A 20,119-nucleotide genomic window follows, 5' to 3' on the forward strand; every position below is an offset into this window, starting at 1 on the left:
GTGACTGTCGTGGGTTGGAGAAATGCCCTCAATGAATGGTTCCACATCGTAAATGACACTCTATAAATGCATGTTCAAACCGTGAACGGCTGAGAACAGAGAAGCATATTATCGGAAGGAATGGAGCGCAGCACATATGTCTACCTATTGGCAGCAGCTAGAACAGGAGCTTCCCCAATTGTTGGAGGAGAGCAGGAAGACAGCAGCAAAAGGTGCAGTCGCCACGTATATTCCCGGCTTGGCAAATGCTCCGCGCGATGCGCTTTGCATTTCCCTGTTAGGAACGCAAGGTGAGCAGGCTCATGCAGGTGATTGCGGCTTTAAGTTTACGATGCAGAGCATATCTAAGGTGTTCTCTCTGCTGCTGGCTCTATTGGATAGCGGAGAGGCTAAGGTGTTCGAGAAGGTAGGCATGGAGCCTACCGGCGATGACTTCAATTCGATCCTGAAGCTGGAGCTAGTGGATCCCGGCAAGCCGTTCAATCCGTTCATCAATGCGGGTGCCATTGCGATTGCCTCGCTCATCGAAGGCCAGAGCCCGCGCGAGAAGGCAGAACGCATGCTGGAATTTGTGCGTACGTTGGCTGACGATGACACGTTGACGTGGAATGAGCACGTGTATGAGTCCGAGAAGGCGACTGCGCATCGCAATCGCTCGCTCGCTTATTTTTTGAAGGATAACGGCATTCTAGAGGATGACGTGGAGCCTACGCTGGACGTATATTTTCGCCAATGTGCCATTGAAGTGAACACGACGCAGTTGGCTCGGATGGCGCTCGTGCTGGCCAATCATGGCTGTGATCCGGTGACGGGAAGATGCTTCATCCCAAGACATTATGTACAAATCGTCAATTCGTTCATGGTGACGTGCGGCATGTACAATGCTTCAGGCGAATTCGCAATTCATGTGGGCATTCCGGCGAAGAGCGGGGTGTCGGGCGGAATTCTTGCGCTTATTCCGGGACAAATGGGCATCGGTCTCGTCGGTCCCTCTCTAAATGAAAAGGGGAACAGTGTCGCAGGCGTACAATTGCTGGCAGCGTTGTCCGAACGCTATGATTGGAGTATTTTTTAAAAAGGGCACATCTTTTTCTCACTACTCATAGGCTGTCATATATATTAAATTAGGAACGATAATAATCTTTAACAATAAAGGAGTGAATCCATGTCACCTTATGTGCCAGGAGCTACTTACCGCATCGGCTCGATTCAACGTATCGGACCCGTACAACGTATCGGTTCCGTACAACCTGTGCGTCCTGTGACTCAGCCTCCGTTTCGGCCGGATGAATACCCGCCTGTCAATCCGTCGCTATTTATCACATCCGCGGCGAATTCTCATCAACTTGCTCAGCAAGCTGCCAAAGTACTGGAACGGATTCGGCAGTCCAAGGAATTGGCGAGCAACATTATGGATGCTGCGCAGCGCGGCAATGATCAGGAAGTGCTCCGAATCATCCGCGGTGCGGGCGCAAGCTCCGCCTTGGCGGTCAAATTTTCCCCCGAAGGCATACAGCTGATTTTTAAAACAGAAGAAGAATCGCAGAGTTGCTGTGAGCTCGTCGTGAAGATGCGTTGGAGTTGAAGTTGAATGGACGATCGCCAAATCGATATCAGAACATACGTATCGCTCTCTATTATCTTGGCTCTTTTTATCATCGTCATTTTTGGATTTTTTCATCTCCGGCAAGGTCCCAGCCCTAACTTGTATCAGTACGAGACCTTTACAAGCAAAGAACAGATCCAGCTTCATATCGTAAAAACTGCAGCAGATAATTTTGAACCGATCTCGATAGCGACGAACGTGAAGGACAGCGGCTATATGGGAATCAATGCAGGCTTCTTTTACGAAGGTAATCTGTTGAGCGTCGCGATTGTGAATGATGACCCTGCAAATGGATCGCCTGCGGATTTCGGCTCGGGCGGCAGCAATGTCAAATATGAACGAGGAACATTCGTCTTCGACAAAGTTGCAAAGAAAACTTCGATTCAGGCCGTACAAAGTGCAGCGGACATTCAGGTCATGAACCGGGGGAGCTATTGGGCGGTAGGAGGCATTAGCATGAGCTTGAACGATCTGCGCTGGAAGGAGCGGGCAGAGAAAGAAGCGCTGCCAGCTATGTATGAGGCCCGCTTGCGTTCTGGCATTCTGTATGATGAAGCAGCAAATGTCTATGCGACTGTAACTCCGGACCGCGTTACCGCAGAGCAATTTCGGCAGGCCATATATGAATACATGAGCATAAAAAATATTATCGGAGATGGAATCTTTCTGGACGGAGATGGCTCGGCGCAGCTCTATGTGCGTGAGCAACACATACATGGCGATGAGCGCAAGGTGTACGCCATGCTTCGTCTGCTGCAATGATGATGCCGACTTGCAAAGGCTGTCGGAGTGCATAGGTAACTCTGTAACAAACAAGCGCCTGATCAGTTATCGATCAGACGCTTGGAACAGAGAAGTTGTTCTTATTCGTTCGAAGACGCAGCAAATGTCTCAAGAATGACGGTGCGTTCAATCGGGAAGCGTCCTGAGCCATGAGCTGGGGCAGCCGCCTGTCCCAATGTAATCAGCATGACAGGCACATAACGGTCAGGAACCTGGAATGCCTTGACAAGTTCAACGCGGTTAAATCCGCCGATAGGACACGTATCGTAGCCTTTTGCTTTGGCAGCCAGCATCAGCTGCATCGCGGCCAAGGAGCCGTTGCGAATGGCTTCCTCGACGCCAACCGTCGCGGAGGATGCGTATGCGCGTTGAATATTGCCCAGAAGCGTATCGTACACCTGCTGCGTAATCGCGCCAGCGTTCAAAGCCGCTCCATAGATTTCATCCGCCACAAGGTTGGCTTGCGTATCGCCAAGGACGACGATAACGGCAGAGCTGTCAACGATCTGTTGTTGGTTATAGGCAATCGGGAGCATGCGCTGCTTGTTCTCTTCTTCTTGAATGACGAGAAAGCGCCAGTGCTGCAAGTTCCAAGAAGAGGGCGCCGTTCCGGCAAGCTCCAATATTTCGTTCAGTTCGGCTTCAGGGATACGGACATTGGGCACATATTTGCGAACTGAATGGCGGGAACGCATCGTTTCATCTGATGTTAACGTCTGTTTGTTGTTCATGCGAAGGGATCATCCTTTCGATTCATTTTGCTGAATAGGTATAGTAGTCATTATAATTTTAATTTGAATTAGAACTAACTTATATATAGTAACACGAATAATATTATTGCTACAATGTGTAAATTGCAACCATTGTATGTCGCATTGTCAGGTTCCCAATTCAGCGAAATTGTTATGCCCTAACCTGGCTGATACAAGACTAGTTGCACGCTTTATGATTAGACTCATAGCCATATCATTTGAATGAGAAGTATAGATTGCTATTCATTTGCGCAAAAGTGTTACCCCGGTTTGTAACCCGCCGCCACGACTGGAGAAGATTGCATTGTACTCTGGAAATGACGATAATATCAGTAACGACCTGCCTCTAATGTTTGAATTCAGTCGAGGGCAGAGGAGATAAGGGCGGGAGAAAAAGATAGCGGAGACGATAGGTATGCCTTTTAATGAAAATGAGCTCAATACGGAGCAGCGAATTCAGATTGGTCTGGCCGGATGGGGAGATCATGATGCCATATATGAGCCCGGAACGAAAGCTAACGAGAAGCTTGGCGTGTACGGTTCGCATTTCCCGTTGGTGGAGCTCGACAGCTCGTTCTATGCGGTACCGACCCCAGAGCGCATGATAAGCTGGAGCGAACAAACGCCGGAGCAGTTCGGCTTCATCGTTAAGGCTTATCAAGGCATGACCGGACATTCACGGGGGAAGATTCCATTCGATGACGCGAAGACGATGTTCATGGTGTTCCGGGATGCCGCGGAGACGCTTTGCGCTGAGGGGAAACTGAAGGCGGTTCTATTCCAATACCCGCCATGGTTCAACTGTGCGCGCAAGCATGTGGAGATATTGCGCCGGACGAGAGAATGGATGGATGGCTTGCCGCTGGCATTGGAATTTCGCCATCAAAGCTGGTTTGCTCCTGATATGCGCGAGCGAACACTCGCCTTTATGCGTGAGGAAGGCTGGATTCACAGCGTGTGCGACGAACCGCAGGTAGGCGAAGGCTCGGTGCCTACCGTGCTTGAGCCAACGCATGACGGAGCCACGATGGTACGCTTGCATGGACGCAACGATTCCGGTTGGCAATCGTCCAGCCAGCCGAACTGGCGGGAAGTCCGCTATTTGTACCGGTATTCGGAACAAGAACTGACAGAATGGAAGCAGCATCTGCACATCTTGCTGCAATCCACCAAGCAATGCTGGGTTATCTTCAACAACAACTCAGGCGGCGACGCAGCATCCAATGCGAAGCAGCTTATGAAGTTGCTTCATATGAATGTTCCGCCAATGCCGCTGGAGCAGATGACTCTGTTTGAATAATATAGAACACATATGACTTGGACAGCCTTCCCGTATATGCAGGGAAGGCTTTTATTATATAATTCCATTTTGTGATACTGATATTTATTGTTAATGGTGAAATTCAACGTTAATGGCGTACTGCCAATTCATCAGCGGGATGTGATCAATTGTATGTGATTGCCTGAAGGGTCGCACGTGAACGGAATCTCGTTATCTGTCTTCACAGGTGCTCCAATCTCCGCTAACCGCTGCAGCACTTGCTGGCGTTCTGCGTCGTCAGGAAAGACGAGGGAGAACCATTTCAACCCGATGCTTTCTGGTGCGGGTGCAGGGGCCCCTTCGCCATTCCAAGTGTTAAGTCCGATATGGTGGTGATATCCTCCGGCCGAGACGAACAGCGCCCGGTTGCGGAATGGGATCGTAATGTCCAATCCTAGTCCATCACAGTAGAACGTCTTCGCCGCTTGCAAATCTGCGACGTGCAGGTGGACATGACCGATGATCGCACCAGATGGAAGACCGGTCCACGGCGTATCGTCCGCCGCGGCCAACAACCCGTCTCCATCTAGCGGATCGCTGACGAAGGGCAGCTCACCGTCACTCCACACCCATTCCGATCGCGGACGATCGGCATACAGCTCGATTCCATTTCCGTCAGGGTCGGATAAATAAATCGCTTCGCTGAATTGGTGGTCTGCCGCGCCCTGCAACGGATAGCCCGTGTGCAGCAAATGGGTGAGCGTGTGCGCTAAATCTTGGCGGCTGGGTACCAAAATGGCAAAATGATACAAGCCAGTGGTGCGCGGCTGCTTAGGCAATGGCTGTGCTTGCTGCTCAATGATCAGTATGGGCCGTTTGCCGTCGGTGGTCAGCTCAGCGACACGATCTTGCTGGCGGAGCAATTGCAGCCCTATCACTTCGCGATAAAAAGATAAGGAGCGTGTCAGATCGGCAACATATAAATGAACATGGCCAATATGAGTGTCTGTAGAATGTGTATTCATTTGTTATCGTCCCTCCATATTCAAATAGTGTATCGTTACTTCAAAGGATTGATACTGACAGTATACACTATAATAAATATAGTTACTATATAAAATATAATTATTTGTTTTATCTTTTTCTTGACAATTTGACAATTCTAAAGGAGGATCGGGGAAGTTGTGTTCGTTTCCGGACAGCCTGTTGTACGCATCACGGGAACGAATAAGATTAGATGATTGTGATAGGAGAACTGAACACGTTATGAGTTTATTGACGGTTGAAGAGCTAGGTCACAGCTATGGCGGACGCGAACTGTTTAATGATGTATCCTTCCGTCTTCTGCCGGGAGAGCATGTCGGTCTGGTGGGCGCGAATGGTGCGGGCAAATCGACATTAATGAATATTTTGACAGGACAAGTATTGAAGGACAACGGGAAAGTCGAGTGGACCCCGAAGGTTCGTTATGGCTACTTGGATCAGCATACGAAGCTTACGCCGGGCAAGACGATTCGTGAAGTGCTGCAGGACGCATTCCTTCCGTTGTATGAAATGGAAAAAGAAATGATGGGAATCGCCGATCAGATGGCGGATGCCGATCCGGATACGCTCGAGCAGTTGCTTGAACGGATGGGCGAGATACAAGAGGAATTGGATCATAGCGGCTTCTATATGCTGGATGTGAAGGTGGAAGAAACGGCGAACGGCCTCGGTCTCGGTGCAATCGGCATCGAGCGGGATGTAGCGAGCTTAAGCGGCGGACAGCGGACGAAGGTATTGCTTGCGAAGCTGCTTCTGGAGCAGCCGAATGTACTGCTCTTGGATGAGCCGACCAACTATTTGGATGTAGAGCATATCGGTTGGCTGACAAGTTATTTGCAGAATTATCCCTATGCCTTTGTGCTTATTTCCCATGATACGGAATTTATGAACAAGGTCGTGAACGTGATCTACCATTTGGAATTCGCCAAATTGACGCGTTATACGGCTAACTACGAGAAATTCCTAGATATGGCGGAAATGAATAAAAGTCAACATATTAGTGCTTATGAAAAGCAGCAAGAGTTTATCAAGAAGCAGGAAGACTTCATCCAGCGCAACAAAGCGCGCTATTCGACTTCCGGTCGTGCCAAGAGCCGCGAGAAGCAGCTGGATCGGCTGGAACGAATCGATCGGCCAGAGGAAGCGGTCAAGCCGACGTTTGTGTTCAAGGAATCCCGCGCCAGCGGCCGACTTGTCGTAGAGGCGAAGGGCTTACAGGTAGGTTACGATCGTGCGCTGCTGCCGGAACTTAACTTTTCGATTGAGCGCGGTGACAAAATTGCGATCGTCGGTTGCAACGGGGTCGGTAAATCGACGCTTCTGAAGACGATGTTGGGCGTCATTAAGCCGTATGGCGGAGAGGTGTACTTGGGTGACTTCTTGTACCCGTCCTATTTTGAACAAGAAGTTAAAGCGCCAGCAGGCACACCTATTGATGAAGTGTGGAATGCCTTCCCGCATATGAACCAGCATGAAGTGCGGGCCGCGCTTGCGCGCTGTGGATTGAAGAACGAGCATATTACCCGTCAGCTCCGCATGCTGAGCGGGGGAGAGCAGGCGAAGGTGCGTCTGTGCACGCTGCTCATGAACGAAAGCAACTGGATCGTCTTCGACGAACCGACGAACCATCTAGACGTTGTCGCGAAAGAAGAGCTGAAGCGTGCATTGAAGGAATATAAAGGCACCATTCTGCTCGTATGCCATGAGCCTGATTTCTATGAAGGATGGATATCAAAGGTGTGGGACGTCGAACAGTGGTCGATGAATCAGTAAGGATATGGAAAGTGAAAGAAAGCTGGACTCTTTTCAGAAATTTCTACTTTCTTTCAACCATATCTTGATGTATACTACACAAACAACATATTAATAGCACGCATGTTTAATAAGGAGGAATTGGCGCCTTTATTAAACAACGAGCAATATATCGATGTTTTTCTCGTATATGTGCAGGAATAGGCCTGCACGTCTCTACCCGATCACCGGAAATGATTGGACTACGGGGAACCTGAACGTGAATGCCACATTGAACGAGAGAGCTGATTGGCTCGTGTCATCCGGCATCATTCACGATCCTTCTCTTGACTCTCATTAGCAAGAGATATGGTTCATTATTAATGGAAATGTGAATGCCCTTGTTTGAGACAGCGCCCGCTGATTTTAGTGACGCATACTTATAACGGGGCTTCCGACTTCTCATTAGCCCGGTCTAGTTATTTCCACTTTGGAAATCAATAGATCGGGTTTTTGTGCATTTATGAGAGTCCGGCAGCATGGATGTATATCGCGATGTGCAGAACGCAATCAGACTTTTAAGATCAAACATAAGACATAAGGGGGAGCCTTCTGTGAAACAACTACAAGATAAAGTGATGCAAGAAGGATTAGTTCTAAGCAACCAAGTATTGAAAGTAGACTCTTTTTTGAATCATCAGATGGATCCAGTGTTGATGTACGAAGTGGGGAAAGAATTCGTTCGTCGTTATGCGGGAGAAAAGATTACGAAAGTACTTACGATAGAATCCTCGGGCATTGCGCCGGGCGTTATGGCTGCCTTGGAGCTGAACGTACCACTCATCTTTGCCCGCAAGCAGAAATCATTGACCTTGCGTGATGATATTATCGTTGAGAAGATCTATTCCTTTACGAAGCAGGAGAGCAATGAAGTAACCGTATCGAAAAAATATTTGTCTGCGGACGATCGTGTACTTATTATTGACGATTTCCTGGCGAACGGGGAGGCTGCTTCCGGTTTGGCGCGCATCGTGGAACAAGTCGGCGCTACCGTAGTCGGGTTCGGCATCGTGATCGAGAAGTCGTTCCAGCCAGGACGCAGCATGCTGCTTGACGCTGGCTACCGGGTCGAATCTCTTGTACGCGTCGCTTCTCTTCAAGACGGCAAAGTAAGCTTTGTGGAAGAGGAGCAGGAGGTGCCGGCTCGATGAGCAAGGTCGACAACCATGTCTTCCAGCGCAACCGCCATCCGCTGCAGACGTTCTCGCTTGGTCTGCAGCACGTGCTTGCGATGTATGCGGGTGCGGTCATCGTTCCCATTATTGTCGGGAGCGCGCTCGGTTTCACATCAGAGCAGCTTACTTATCTCATTGGAATCGACCTGTTAATGTGCGGCATCGCGACATTGCTGCAGGTGTTCACGAATCGCTTCACGGGCATCGGCCTGCCCGTCGTACTCGGCTGCGCGTTTCAGGCTGTTACGCCCATGATTGCAATCGGCAGTGATTTTGGAATTCCGTATATATACGGCTCCATCATTGCAATGGGCCTGTTCGTCGTTCTGTTCGGTGGTCTGTTCGGCAAGCTGATTCGCCTGTTCCCTCCGGTTGTCACGGGTTCGGTCGTTACGATTATCGGGGTGACGCTTATACCGGTCGCTTTTAATGATCTGGGGGGCGGTCAGGGAAGCCCCGATTTTGGCAGTCCGGAAAATTTGCTGCTCGGCTTCGGAGTGCTTATTTTCATCGTCATTATGAATAAAGTATCGACAGGCTTCCTACGTGCGATATCGATTCTAGTCGGATTGGCCGTCGGAACGATCGCTGCAGGGTTTATGGGGAAAGTTGATTTTACGCCTGTAATGGAAGCGGGCTGGTTCCATGCCGTGCAGCCATTCTACTTCGGCGCGCCGAAATTCAATGTCACTGCCGTACTGACGATGATTATCGTCGCAATGGTCAATATCGCTGAATCGACCGGCGTATTCATGGCGCTCGGCAAAATATTAAACCGGGATCTGGACGGCAAGGATTTGGCGCGCGGCTATCGTGCGGAAGGGCTCGCGATCATGATCGGCGGCGTGTTCAATGCCTTCCCTTACACGACATACTCGCAGAACGTCGGCCTCATCCAGATGAGCCGTGTGAAGACGCGCGATGTTATCGTCGTGGCCGGCGGCCTGCTCGTGTTGCTGGGTTTCGTGCCGAAGTTCGCAGCCTTAGCGCAGCTTATCCCGCACTCTGTATTGGGCGGGGCTATGGTCGCCATGTTCGGCATGGTCGTCTCGAGCGGTCTCCGAATGCTCGGTTCGCAGGTCGATATGAACCGCCACGAGAACTTAATCATTATCGCTTGCTCGGTCGGTATGGGACTCGGCGTTACGGTCGTCCCCGAAATATTCGAGAGCTTGCCAGAAACAATGCGCATACTGACAGACAACGGCATCGTGGCCGGTACGTTTACGGCGCTCATACTGAACCTGCTATTTAACGGATTGAAACAACCGTCAACTAATGCGGAACCTCATCATGACGAAGAGCCGCACGTAGCATAAGAATGGAACATGTATAGGACAGCCCGTACCTCTGAGGAGGACGGGCTATATTTGTATTGCTCAGCACTCATCCCGTCCGTTGGAATCTGTCCAATGTAATTTGATTCAATTACCGTGGCGGCGTTTTTCATTGGAAATGATCCAACAGAAACAGCCTTAAACCACTATATTAGGAAAAAAGGCGTGATTTGACTGGATGATTTCCAGTGGAATGATAATACCTCTGCTTGAAATGGTGTTAACACTGTATATTTTCCAATGGCCGACAGGATGTGCGTGAATTTCCTCGGAAAGAAACCGATTTTTTCAAGCTTTAAAGAACCACACAAGCTTTCTCTATCTGGACCATTTTCTCGACATTTTACCCCGTATATAGATTCGTGTAAAAGACAATTATCGTGTCTATTTAGTCTTTGCCCAATCTCCCTGTAGCTCAGAAGCTTTAATCAACGAGTTGGATTCTGCCAAATGGGGGTAGTGAATCACAGGGAAACAGCTCTGCACATAGAAAGGATAATTCTGAGTGAGGTAAAGGGCAGGGTGAAGCTAGAATCAAAGATGATGAGCTGAGAAAGGGTGCATCCAGCGTATGGGAAGTTGGAGTTTCTGAGGTGACGGTAGAGTGTAGCTAGGATGATGAACAAGGAACAGGTTGCATTCATTGGCCCGGAAGTGGAGTGTTCCTGAGGTAAAGGGAGTGTGGAGCTAAGTTGATAAACTGAGAAATGGTTGCATGATTTCAATGTGCGAGGCGTGGGGGATTCTGAGGAAAGGGCAGAGCGTATCAAAGTAGTATTGGAGGGGGGCGGTAAGGTGCAGGGATGCTTTGGTGCTTAGGTGCTTAGGTGCGGGATACTGAGATGTTGAGATATTGAGATGATGAGGTGGTTGTGCTGCCAAGCAACATGAGTCATGTTGTGAAACGAAAAAAAGAACCGCGGGCAGCGGTCCTGGAAACAACAGGGGCATGGCAGCTGGTGAACAGGATAGCGTTCGATCAGTCGGGCATCGCGTCGATTTTTTTGCGGTATTCACCGGGGCTGAGGCCGGTTGTGTTTTTGAACATGCGTATAAATGAATTCACGTTGTGGTAACCGACACGCGCCGCCACATCAAGGATTTTCAGTTCTGGCTGCCGCAGCAGCCGCTTCGCCTGTCTGATTCGCATGTCGTTCACATATTGGCTGAATTTCATGCCGGTCTTTTCTTTAAAGTACGTGGATACGTACCCGCTGGTCAACTGCAGTTCATCGGCGATGGTATCGAGCGAAATGTCCTCCCCGTAATGCTCTTCAATATATTGCTTCACGAACTTCGTCACCGCGTCCTCCTCATGCAGGCTCTGGGCAATCAGAGCGGCGGCATCATGCAGAAAGGCGAGCAGATAGTCATGCAGCCTGCCCAAGTGGTATCCTCTTTTTACATGGTCCCAGTCAGCAAACTTCGCCTTTAGCGCTTCCGTCGGCAAATTGAGGGCAGAGAGACCTTTGTACACGGCTTGAATGCAATCATCCGTGAACCGTTGTACGTCTTCTCCCGTCGCACGCATCTCATGGAATCTGCGCATTATTTTATCTAACCAAGACTTCAGCGCATCCTCGTTCCCGCTCACCAGCACGGCGTTCAGCTGTTGCTCCTCCTGACCCGTCATGGATATCTCACTCTGCGGCAATGACACGCGGATGAGCTCTGTTTCCTCATGAAACAGGCGCTGCCGCTCCATGCAGATCGTTTCCTCGTAAGCAGCGTTGAATTCGGCGGATGAGGCATATGCGGAGCTGATGGCGATCGTAAAGAACAAATATTCTTTATCGTGGTCGAAAACCTGCTTAAGTGTGTGGACGGCCTCCTCAAGTGGCTCTTCCTCTTCGCGCAGCATAACCAGTGCGATAATCTGATCTCGTTCCATCTGAAAAACGAGCGCTTCCTCGTATTTGGCGGATAAAGACGATTGGATGAATTCCATCACGAAATAGGCAGTGCGTCCTGTGGAAGCTTCGGACGTCCAGTCGTGGCTCTGCTTCCGATACAGCTTGAACAGTGCCAGACGGTATGGGCGTTCTTCCTGCAGCAGTTCCTGAAAATCAGCGCTTCGCGTATGTATCATTTTCAGCTTGTTCGTATAGAAATAGTGGCGCAGCAGGGAGTTTTTCCGCATCAGATCGCGATTCATGCTCTGATTGCTCATGAGCAGCTGTTGTACGTTTGAACCGATTTCCTCTAACTCCATAATCCCTTTGTATTTGAGAGCGTCCGCGCGTTTCAATTGGATTGTCCGCAGGAGACTGCGAATCGGTTGATGAATACGCATGCTGAACCAGATGGAAGCCGCCAATCCGATAACGAGAACAAGCGCTAGAATGCCGATCAGCATCCAATTAAGCTTGGCGATTTGAGCCGAGAGACTGGATGCAGAGATGACATTCACATATACGGAGCCGGTAACTGGTCCTTTTAAGTAGAAGAAAAACAGGTCTCCATCGTGTACATATTCTTTGTCCCTCTGATAAGCGGCCATCGCCTGAGCAGTATTGAAATGCTCTGCAGTGCCGAACAACAGGGAGCTAGTATCCGGGGACAGAATACCGAATCCATCCGATACCGGAGGCTGATAGGCGCGAAGGAACGCGTCCGCATTCAGAAAGGCGCTTACATAAAAATGACGCTGCAGCTTGTTCTTGACGACGAGCGGAATAAGATTTCCTTTGCGCAGCGCTTGGCTTATACCTTTCTCCGAGAATTCTCTTGCTGGGAACAGCTTAGTGGACTCCGATTGGTTGAACTGTTCCATCCAGAAGGAAGGGGAGTAGTCGGCACTGGCGTAGAACTTTCCATACATCTGTTCCGGTGTGTTGATTCCGTCCTTCTCAATGACAAGCTTCGGTTCGCGGAACGCAATGGCAATGTTGTCCACGTAAGGATAGAAGCTGCCTGACATTTTTTTGAGCTGAATCCGGATCTGGTCGGCAATGTCGTACCGGATGCGGTCGTTGTTCAGCGTAAATGAGGAGACGGCATCGTCCATGTATAAACTTAACATCGATGTTGTCAACATGCCGAGCTGCCGCTCATAGTTATCAACGGCATGCTGCAGGCCAGCTTCATTATAACGGATGATTTCCTCCTGCATGAGGGAGCGGAAGAATGCAAACGACAGCACGTGGAATGACAGCAGCAGCAAAATGATGACTAAAAAGCTGGCGAGCAATTGCATGAACAGGGAACGTCTCTGGGGCTTAATCGATTTGAACGATAGCGCGCGCGGCATGAGCTCCTCCTTTTCAATGAGCGATAAGTGAATCGCACTATAATGGTAGGTGTGATCGCAGTTCTCCACAATATTCTTTTTTCCTCATTTATATGCCGATGTTCGGATTTTAACAAATTCGCAGATGGAGCCGAAACTTTGCCGATAGGCAGTGTGCACCGTTCCGAATACGATGTCGTTGTTACGAGATGATCACGAGAGGAGGATATGCGAAATCAGACACATCCGCGTCCGGTCTGACAAGAACCTGCTGCGCAAGCTCAATCAGACCAAATATTTATGGCTGTTGTTTCTGCCTTGTTTGCTATATTATGTCGTGTTCAAGTACGCCCCGATGTTCGGTATCGTCATCTCGTTCAAGGACTACAATTTGTTCAAAGGCATTCAGGAAAGCGCTTGGGTCGGATGGAAGTATTACCGGATGTTTTTTGAGAATCCCGATTTCATGAAGCTGATGCGCAACACCTTGCTGCTCGGTGTGTACAATTTGGCGTTCGGGTTCCCAGCCCCGATTGTGTTGGCCGTGCTGTTGAACGAGGTGAAGCATTCGTTCTTCAAGCGCTTCGTGCAAACCGTCAGCTATTTGCCGCACTTTATTTCCAACGTGGTCGTCGCATCGATGGTAGTGATGTTCTTGTCGCCGACTGGGGGCATTCTCCACGAGCTGCTGAAATGGTTCGGCGCGGCCAATGCGAATGTGATGATGGAGCCCGAATGGTTCCGGACTGTATATGTCGCTTCGGAAATTTGGCAGCATGCCGGGTGGGAGACGATCATTTATTTGGCGGCGCTCACGACGATCGACCCGGTGCTGTACGAAGCGGCCGACATGGACGGAGCGGGAAGATTCCGCAAGCTGTGGCATGTCACTTTGCCTGGGATTCGCCCGACGATTATCATTTTGCTCATTTTGAATATTGGCAAGGTGCTTGAGATCGGGTTCGAGAAGGTGTTTCTGCTCTACAACCCGGCCACTTATGAAACCGCTGACATTATCGGCACCTATGTGTACCGGGTCGGACTCGTGCAAGGCAACTACAGCTACGCGACGGCGATTGATCTGTTCATGGGCATTATTAGCCTTATCTTCGTCATAGCAGCCAATACGATTAGCCGCAGGGTCGGCAATACAAGCATCTGGTGAAGGAGGTGGCATGCGTCATGAGGCAATTTTCCCAAAAAATCAGTCTGTTTCAATGCATCAATGCGCTCATCCTGGCAATCGTCGTCGTTGTTACAGTGTATCCGTTTATTTATATGGCTGTCATCTCCGTGAGCGGGGATGTATACGTCATGAGAGGCGAAGTGTTTCTCTGGCCAAAAGGCTTCAACCTAAAAATGTACAGTCTCGTTTTAGGCGATCTGTCCATTTTGCAGTCCTATTTGAATACGATTATATACACCGTGTTCGGAACAGGCATCGCGCTTGTCATAACGTCAGCGGGGGCATATGCGTTATCTCGCAGCGATATGCTGTTCAACAAAGGGTTCACGTTAATGATTATATTTACGATGTTCTTCAGCGGCGGCATGATTCCCTCCTTTCTCGTCGTCAAGGAGTTGGGCATCATCGATACGGTCTGGGCGATGGTGCTGCCTGGCGCGGTAAGCACGTGGAATTTGATCATCATGCGAACTTTTTTTGCGAACATTCCGAAGGAGCTTGAAGAGTCGGGCAAGATGGACGGTCTGAACGACCTCGGCCTGTTCTTCCGTATCGCGGTTCCGCTGTCCAAAGCCTCGTTCGCCACGATCGGCTTGTTCTACGCGGTATCACTCTGGAACAACTTCTATTTTCCGTTGCTGTATTTGCGCGATCCAGAGCTGTTTCCGCTGCAGGTGCTGCTGCGTAATCTGGTGCTGGCGGGTCAAGTGATGTCGGGGGACGTCACGCAAATCGGGGGCGATCAACTCATCGTGGAGGAGTCGTTGAAATACGCGACGATTATGGTGTCGACACTGCCGATATTGCTCGTATATCCGTTCTTGCAAAAATATTTTGTGAAGGGCGCGCTCATTGGCGCGGTAAAAGGGTGAGACAGATGAAGAAGAGTTCGGCACGCATTCGGAAGTGGACGGCTATAGTGATGGCAGGCTGCCTGCTTGCCTTGGCACTCGCAGGCTGTGCGAAGGAAGGCGGGAAGAGCGGCGCGGATATGGCACAGAAGGGCGGGGATCCGCCTGATAAAAAGATATTTACGATGCTTATCGATTCGAATCCAACCTTCCCGTATAAGAAGGATTGGCCGATATGGAAATGGATTGAAGAGAAGACCGGAGTATCCCTTCGCGTGCAGCTCCCGTCGGGGAAGCTGGCCGATACGTTAAATCTGGTCATCGCCTCGAACAATTTGCCGGATTTGATGTTCATGACCGATCGCCGGACTGCCAACAAGTATGGTCAGCAGGGGGCGTTGGCGAACATTTTGGATTATACGGACGATATGCCGAACTTCAAGAAGTGGATGGAGAAGTATCCGGAAATGGTGCGGCAGGCGTTGTCTGCGGACGGCAAGCTGTTCATGTTCCCGAATGAAGGCTTCGGGGAGACGAACCGGATGATATGGATGTACCGGGAGGACGTGTTCGCGAAGCACGGTCTGAAGCCGCCGGCCACATTCGACGAGCTGTACGAAGCGGCAAAACAATTGAAGACGCTATATCCGGACAGTTACCCGTTCAGCTTCCGGTTCGGCGAAGAATTGGGTATTTTCGTCAACTTGGCGGAGAACTTTGAGACGGGCGGCGACATCTATTACCATTTCGGCTCGAAGGAGTGGGAATACGGTCCGATTCAAGATAATTATAAAAAATTGGTAGAAGCAATGCATCGGATGTACAAGGACGGTCTCATTCCGCCGGATTGGCTGTCCATCCAGACGAAGCAGTGGCAGGATATCGTGTCGACGAACAAAGCGTTCATCACGGTCGATTACATCAGCCGGATTGATTTCTTCAATATCCCGCTGCGCAAGGACGACCCGTCATTCAATCTGGCCTTCATGGAGCCGCCTGCCGGCTGGGCGGGCGCGAAGCAATTCAATCCGTACTTGCACACGCTGGAGACTGGGCTGACTGTTGCCTCCACTTCATCTCACATCACAGATGTCATGAAGTATATGGATTTCTTCTATTCCGAGGAAGCTCGTGTCATCGCGAGCTGGGGGAAAGAAGGCGAAACGTTCACGACGGAGGGCGGCACGCGCAAGTTCAAGGCTGACTTCGCCGATGCGGTTGATTTGCGGTCAAAGACGGGCATCGCGACGAACGGCGCTTATACATGGATCGATTATGATTCCCAGCTCGCCCTCGCATCGGAGGATTTGCAGAAGGCTTACGAACAAGCGCGCAAGTTCGATGCGAAGCTGCAGCCGAAGCCAGCGTTCAATGAGCAGGAGACGGAGGTGCTCGCTTTGACCGGCGAAGCGGTCAAGAAGCATCGGAGCGAAAATATCGCCAAGTTTATTCTGGGCACGCGCCCCCTATCCGATTGGGATCAATATGTAAAGGAGGCGGAAAATCTCGGACTGCAGAAGCTGCTCGATATTTATAAGCAGGCGTATGCGCGTGCTGCTGAGTTGCAGCTCAAATGACAGATAGATCAGGACCAATTGATACGAACAGGAGAACAGGGGGGGCTTATTGTCATGATGAACCACAGTAGTGCAAATAAGAAGGCGGTGTTCGATTCGGTGCATTCTCGGGAGTGGTTGCGCATCGGTATTGTCGGCACCGACACCTCTCATGCGGTCGACTTCACGGAGCTATTGAACAATAAGGAGCATCCGCATCATGTTCAGGGCGGTGCGGTGACCATCGCGTATCCGGGCGGCTCGCCCGATTTCGGCATGAGCATCAACCGGGTCAGAGGCTTTGCGGAGAAGCTGGCCGAATCGTACGGCGTTGAGATTGCGTCTTCACCCGAAGCGGTGGCTGAGCGCTGTGACGCGATTCTGCTGGAAGCCGTGGACGGGCGCGTTCATAGCGAGCTGTTCGCGCGCATCGCCGATTACGGCAAGCCGGTGTTCATCGACAAGCCGCTCGCGGTATGCAGGGCGGATGCGGAGATGATTGCGGAGACGGCGGAACGGGCGGGCGTGACCGTTATGAGCTGTTCGGCGGTCCGCTTCGCGGAAGGCATTGCGCAGTGCTTGCGGGATGTAGCGCCGGACGGGATCGTCGGGGCGGATTGCTTCGGCCCGATGGACCTGGAGCCTACTCAGCCGGGCTTGTTCTGGTACGGCATTCATACGGCGGATATGCTGTATGCTTTGCTGGGCCGAGGCTGCCGCAGTGTCCGTGCCGCATCCAGCGAAGGGTATGACATGGTCATCGGCGAATGGGCAGACGGCCGAATCGGCACACTGCGCGGCAACCGTGTAGGGAACCGCAAGTTCGGCGGCACTGTCCATACGAAGAAAGCGACGGTGTACGTCGATGTGTACGCACACGCCAAACCGTATTACGCCAGCATGCTGGAGCAGGTAATGGCCATGTTCCGAACGGGAGCCGTTCCCGTCGAGCTGAGTGAAACGCTGGAAATTATCCGTTTTATTGAAGCGGCTAATGAGAGCCGACAAACAGGCAGGATCGTGCATTTATAATCACGAGTTTAACAAAGCAGCCGAATTTGCTCCCGTCCTGCCTCGTTATGCAATGGGGAAGTGGTAAACAACCTCATTAATTGAGTGTTAACAACCTCTATAACGTGGAGCGTGATTCAGATGAAGCGTAGTACCGTAAAATGCCTTAGCGTTGTTGTGCAGGTAATGTGCTGTGCGGTTCTATTGTTGACAACGGTGGTGTCTGCGATGCCTAGTGCGGGTCTGAGCGCAGGGAAATCCTTCATCACCATCGATCAGGTTCAGGAAACGGAGGGCAAGCGCTTCATCATCACCGGGAGTTATGACGGTGTGTATAACGTCGTGCTGTCCGTGGCGGGCCGTGAGACAGTCGGTACGCAAATGATCCCGACCCTTGGCCCGCATGCGGGAACATGGACAGCGACATGGGACGCTTCCGCTTATGACGGGGATATGGAAATCGTGGCTCGCGGCAATGATGCTGCAACTCGATATGGTGTATGGTCACCGTTCATAACCGTCTCGGTAGACAATCCGCCCCTCAGCAAGCCGAAGGTGAGGGTAACCGGACCAGCGGATGGAGAAGTCGTAAGCGGACAGGTGAAGGTACGGGTGTCGGTAGACAGCAAGAATCCGGTGGCGAGTGTCGAAGTGAGAGTGACTGGACAGCCGTGGCAGACGGCCCAGCAGACGGATGGCGGATATGAATTTCACTGGAATCCACCCAATGATGAACGTCTCGTCTACGCCATCCAAGCAAGGGCAACAGACAGTGTCGGAAATATCGGGATGAGCTTAACCACGTACGTGAAGACCGAGTCCGAAGAGGAGGACAATGGTGCGGAAGAAGAGCATGCCGTCTTGCCGCGTCAGGACCGCGCCATGTGGATCTGGGAGCCGTCGTCGTACACCTTGCTGCTCAATCCGGGCTCCCGCGACGTGCTGGAGCAATTTGCGAACGATACGACTACGTTCCCCTCTCAGCCCGTGACGACGCTCTATTACGCGACTGGCAAATATGCCGGTATGGAAATGCTCGAGGATGAGTCGGCACAGGTGGAGGAATTCGTAGAGTGGTCGCATGAACAGGGATTTCAGGTTCATGCGTTAATTGCCGGCGGGACATCACCGCCTTATATTGCCGTCTATCCGCAGTATCATGACGATGCGGTCCGCGAAATTGAAAGCGTCATCAATTATAACTTGGCAGCAGATGAGGCCGCTCGGTTCGACGGCGTCAATATTGATATCGAGCCTTATATATTGCCTGATTTCGCAGACAGAGCCCCTTTTTTGCAGCAGCAATATTTAATGCTCATGGATACGATGAAGAGCAGGGTGGATGTGTCCAAAACGAAAATCGCCTTCGGACCAGCCATTCCCCGGTGGTACGATACGAATGTCAACACGAAGGCGGTGGAGTGGAAGGGAACGGTGAAGCCGTTATCCGAGCACATCCAGGATATAAGCGATTATATTAGTATTATGGATTACCGCGATACAGCATCCGGCAGTGCGGGCATTATCGCAGGGGCGCAGAACGAGCTGGATTATGCGGAGTCCATCGGGAAGGTGAATTCGGTCGTCATCGGGGTCGAAACGCTCGATGTCGCCAGCAGCGGTGACCCTGAAACGATAACGTTCCGGGAAGAGGGGCGTGTGGCGATGGAAGCGGAGTTGGCTCTGGTGTACGACGCCTTTGCGGCGTATTCCTCTTTTGCAGGCGTTGCCGTGCATCATTACGACTCGTACAGGGAGCTGCCATCCGATTGGAGCCGGAACCGTTATGCTTGGAATCCGCCGCCGGACTCGGAGCCGCCTGCTCAGCCTGGAAATCTTCAAGCTGAGGAGCTCGATTACGAGCAGATTACGCTCCGCTTCGATAGAGCGTCCGACAATCAGGAAGTGAGCGGGTATTTGATTTATCGCGGAACGGAAGCTGGCTTCATACCCGATCCTGACGGATACGAGGCTCAAGTACGAGGGTTGTCGTACAAGGATGTCGGATTGCTCCCGAATACGACGTACTGTTATCGCGTCGCCGCCGTCGACCTTGCAGGCAATGTCGGCCCGATGTCCGGTGAGAGCTGCGCAATGACGGGAGCGACGGATTTAAAGCCGATGGTTATCGGCAGCATGGCGGCTGCGGTAAATAACGGCAAAGTGAAGGTGACGCTTCAAGTGGTCGATGCGGAGACTAACGTGCCGGTGACTGCGGCGGTATACGGACGCTTCGAATTCGCTTCTGGCAAGTACCAGCAAGGGGCAACGGATGCAGCCGGCTTCTACACCGCCACTTCCGAAGCATTGGCTCCCGGTCTGCTGGTGGGGTTCAAGCCAGATCGGATCGCGGCTGCCTCGTATTATTGGGCCCAAGCGCACGACCGCCCGCATTCCGTACGGATATATACGGATGAAACGACGTCAGGAAGCCCTTTGCGATAGCGAAGGTGGGAGTGTAAGATGAGGAGCGGCCTATGGTGAGGCCGCTCCTTCGTCTGCGGGGGGATGTTCAGTTCATATGTAGCAGCCTGCGT

At 51.2% G+C, this 20,119-nt stretch carries 15 protein-coding genes and 1 riboswitch; of the genes, 12 read left to right on the top strand and 3 right to left on the bottom strand.

The window, feature by feature from the left end:
• Positions 1–136 precede the first annotated feature (136 nt).
• From glsA to LQV63_RS02420, 3 genes are all read left to right on the top strand, one after another.
• A complete protein-coding gene (glsA, locus tag LQV63_RS02410; protein ID WP_233695496.1) occupies positions 137–1,075 on the top strand; it encodes a glutaminase A in 939 nt (312 codons plus the stop codon).
• A gap of 90 nt (positions 1,076–1,165) precedes the next feature.
• Complete coding sequence (locus LQV63_RS02415) at positions 1,166–1,585, top strand: hypothetical protein (RefSeq protein WP_019425106.1); 420 nt, start codon at positions 1,166–1,168, stop codon at positions 1,583–1,585.
• A gap of 6 nt (positions 1,586–1,591) precedes the next feature.
• Positions 1,592–2,368, top strand: a complete 777-nt coding sequence (locus LQV63_RS02420) for a hypothetical protein (RefSeq protein WP_233695497.1) — start codon at positions 1,592–1,594, stop codon at positions 2,366–2,368.
• A gap of 101 nt (positions 2,369–2,469) precedes the next feature.
• On the opposite strand, the gene LQV63_RS02425 is transcribed toward LQV63_RS02420, so the two are convergent.
• Complete coding sequence (locus LQV63_RS02425; protein WP_019425108.1) at positions 2,470–3,120, bottom strand: nitroreductase family protein; 651 nt, start codon at positions 3,118–3,120, stop codon at positions 2,470–2,472.
• Positions 3,121–3,556: 436 nt separating this feature from the next.
• Between LQV63_RS02425 and LQV63_RS02430 the strand changes: the two genes are divergently transcribed.
• Complete coding sequence (locus LQV63_RS02430; protein WP_233695498.1) at positions 3,557–4,441, top strand: DUF72 domain-containing protein; 885 nt, start codon at positions 3,557–3,559, stop codon at positions 4,439–4,441.
• Between the two features lie 131 nt (positions 4,442–4,572).
• On the opposite strand, the gene LQV63_RS02435 is transcribed toward LQV63_RS02430, so the two are convergent.
• Positions 4,573–5,427, bottom strand: a complete 855-nt coding sequence (locus LQV63_RS02435) for a VOC family protein (protein WP_233695499.1) — start codon at positions 5,425–5,427, stop codon at positions 4,573–4,575.
• Positions 5,428–5,668: 241 nt separating this feature from the next.
• Between LQV63_RS02435 and LQV63_RS02440 the strand changes: the two genes are divergently transcribed.
• The 3 genes from LQV63_RS02440 to LQV63_RS02450 all read left to right on the top strand — a co-directional run bounded on the left by LQV63_RS02440 (position 5,669) and on the right by LQV63_RS02450 (position 9,731).
• On the top strand, positions 5,669–7,219 hold the full coding sequence (locus LQV63_RS02440; RefSeq protein WP_019425111.1) for an ABC-F family ATP-binding cassette domain-containing protein: 1,551 nt from the start codon (positions 5,669–5,671) through the stop codon (positions 7,217–7,219).
• 143 nt (positions 7,220–7,362) lie between these two features.
• A riboswitch (purine riboswitch) is annotated at positions 7,363–7,463 on the top strand.
• A 328-nt stretch (positions 7,464–7,791) separates the two neighbouring features.
• Entirely contained in the window at positions 7,792–8,388 is a 597-nt protein-coding gene (locus LQV63_RS02445; RefSeq protein WP_233695500.1) for a xanthine phosphoribosyltransferase, read from the top strand.
• Positions 8,385–9,731 (top strand): nucleobase:cation symporter-2 family protein, encoded by a 1,347-nt coding sequence (locus LQV63_RS02450; RefSeq protein WP_019425113.1) that lies wholly within the window; start codon positions 8,385–8,387, stop codon positions 9,729–9,731. The genes LQV63_RS02445 and LQV63_RS02450 overlap by 4 nt, the downstream gene beginning before the upstream one ends.
• 997 nt (positions 9,732–10,728) lie before the next feature.
• Here the strand turns inward: LQV63_RS02450 and LQV63_RS31685 are convergent.
• Positions 10,729–13,068: a helix-turn-helix domain-containing protein gene (locus LQV63_RS31685; RefSeq protein ID WP_233695501.1), complete on the bottom strand. Its 2,340-nt coding sequence runs from the start codon at positions 13,066–13,068 to the stop codon at positions 10,729–10,731.
• 103 nt (positions 13,069–13,171) lie between these two features.
• Between LQV63_RS31685 and LQV63_RS02460 the strand changes: the two genes are divergently transcribed.
• The 5 genes from LQV63_RS02460 to LQV63_RS02480 all read left to right on the top strand — a co-directional run bounded on the left by LQV63_RS02460 (position 13,172) and on the right by LQV63_RS02480 (position 20,027).
• Positions 13,172–14,143, top strand: coding sequence for an ABC transporter permease (locus tag LQV63_RS02460; RefSeq protein ID WP_233695502.1), 972 nt, complete (start codon positions 13,172–13,174; stop codon positions 14,141–14,143).
• A 17-nt stretch (positions 14,144–14,160) separates the two neighbouring features.
• The gene (locus LQV63_RS02465; protein ID WP_233695503.1) at positions 14,161–15,036 is read left to right on the top strand and encodes a carbohydrate ABC transporter permease; all 876 of its coding nucleotides are present in this window, start codon (positions 14,161–14,163) and stop codon (positions 15,034–15,036) included.
• A gap of 5 nt (positions 15,037–15,041) precedes the next feature.
• Entirely contained in the window at positions 15,042–16,592 is a 1,551-nt protein-coding gene (locus LQV63_RS02470) for an extracellular solute-binding protein (protein WP_233695504.1), read from the top strand.
• 57 nt (positions 16,593–16,649) lie between these two features.
• On the top strand, positions 16,650–17,603 hold the full coding sequence (locus LQV63_RS02475) for a Gfo/Idh/MocA family protein (protein WP_233695564.1): 954 nt from the start codon (positions 16,650–16,652) through the stop codon (positions 17,601–17,603).
• Positions 17,604–17,723: 120 nt separating this feature from the next.
• Positions 17,724–20,027, top strand: coding sequence for an Ig-like domain-containing protein (locus LQV63_RS02480; protein WP_233695505.1), 2,304 nt, complete (start codon positions 17,724–17,726; stop codon positions 20,025–20,027).
• Positions 20,028–20,119: the final 92 nt, after the last annotated feature.

It is taken from the genome of Paenibacillus profundus, assembly GCF_021369635.1.
GTDB lineage: Bacteria > Bacillota > Bacilli > Paenibacillales > Paenibacillaceae > Paenibacillus_B > Paenibacillus_B profundus.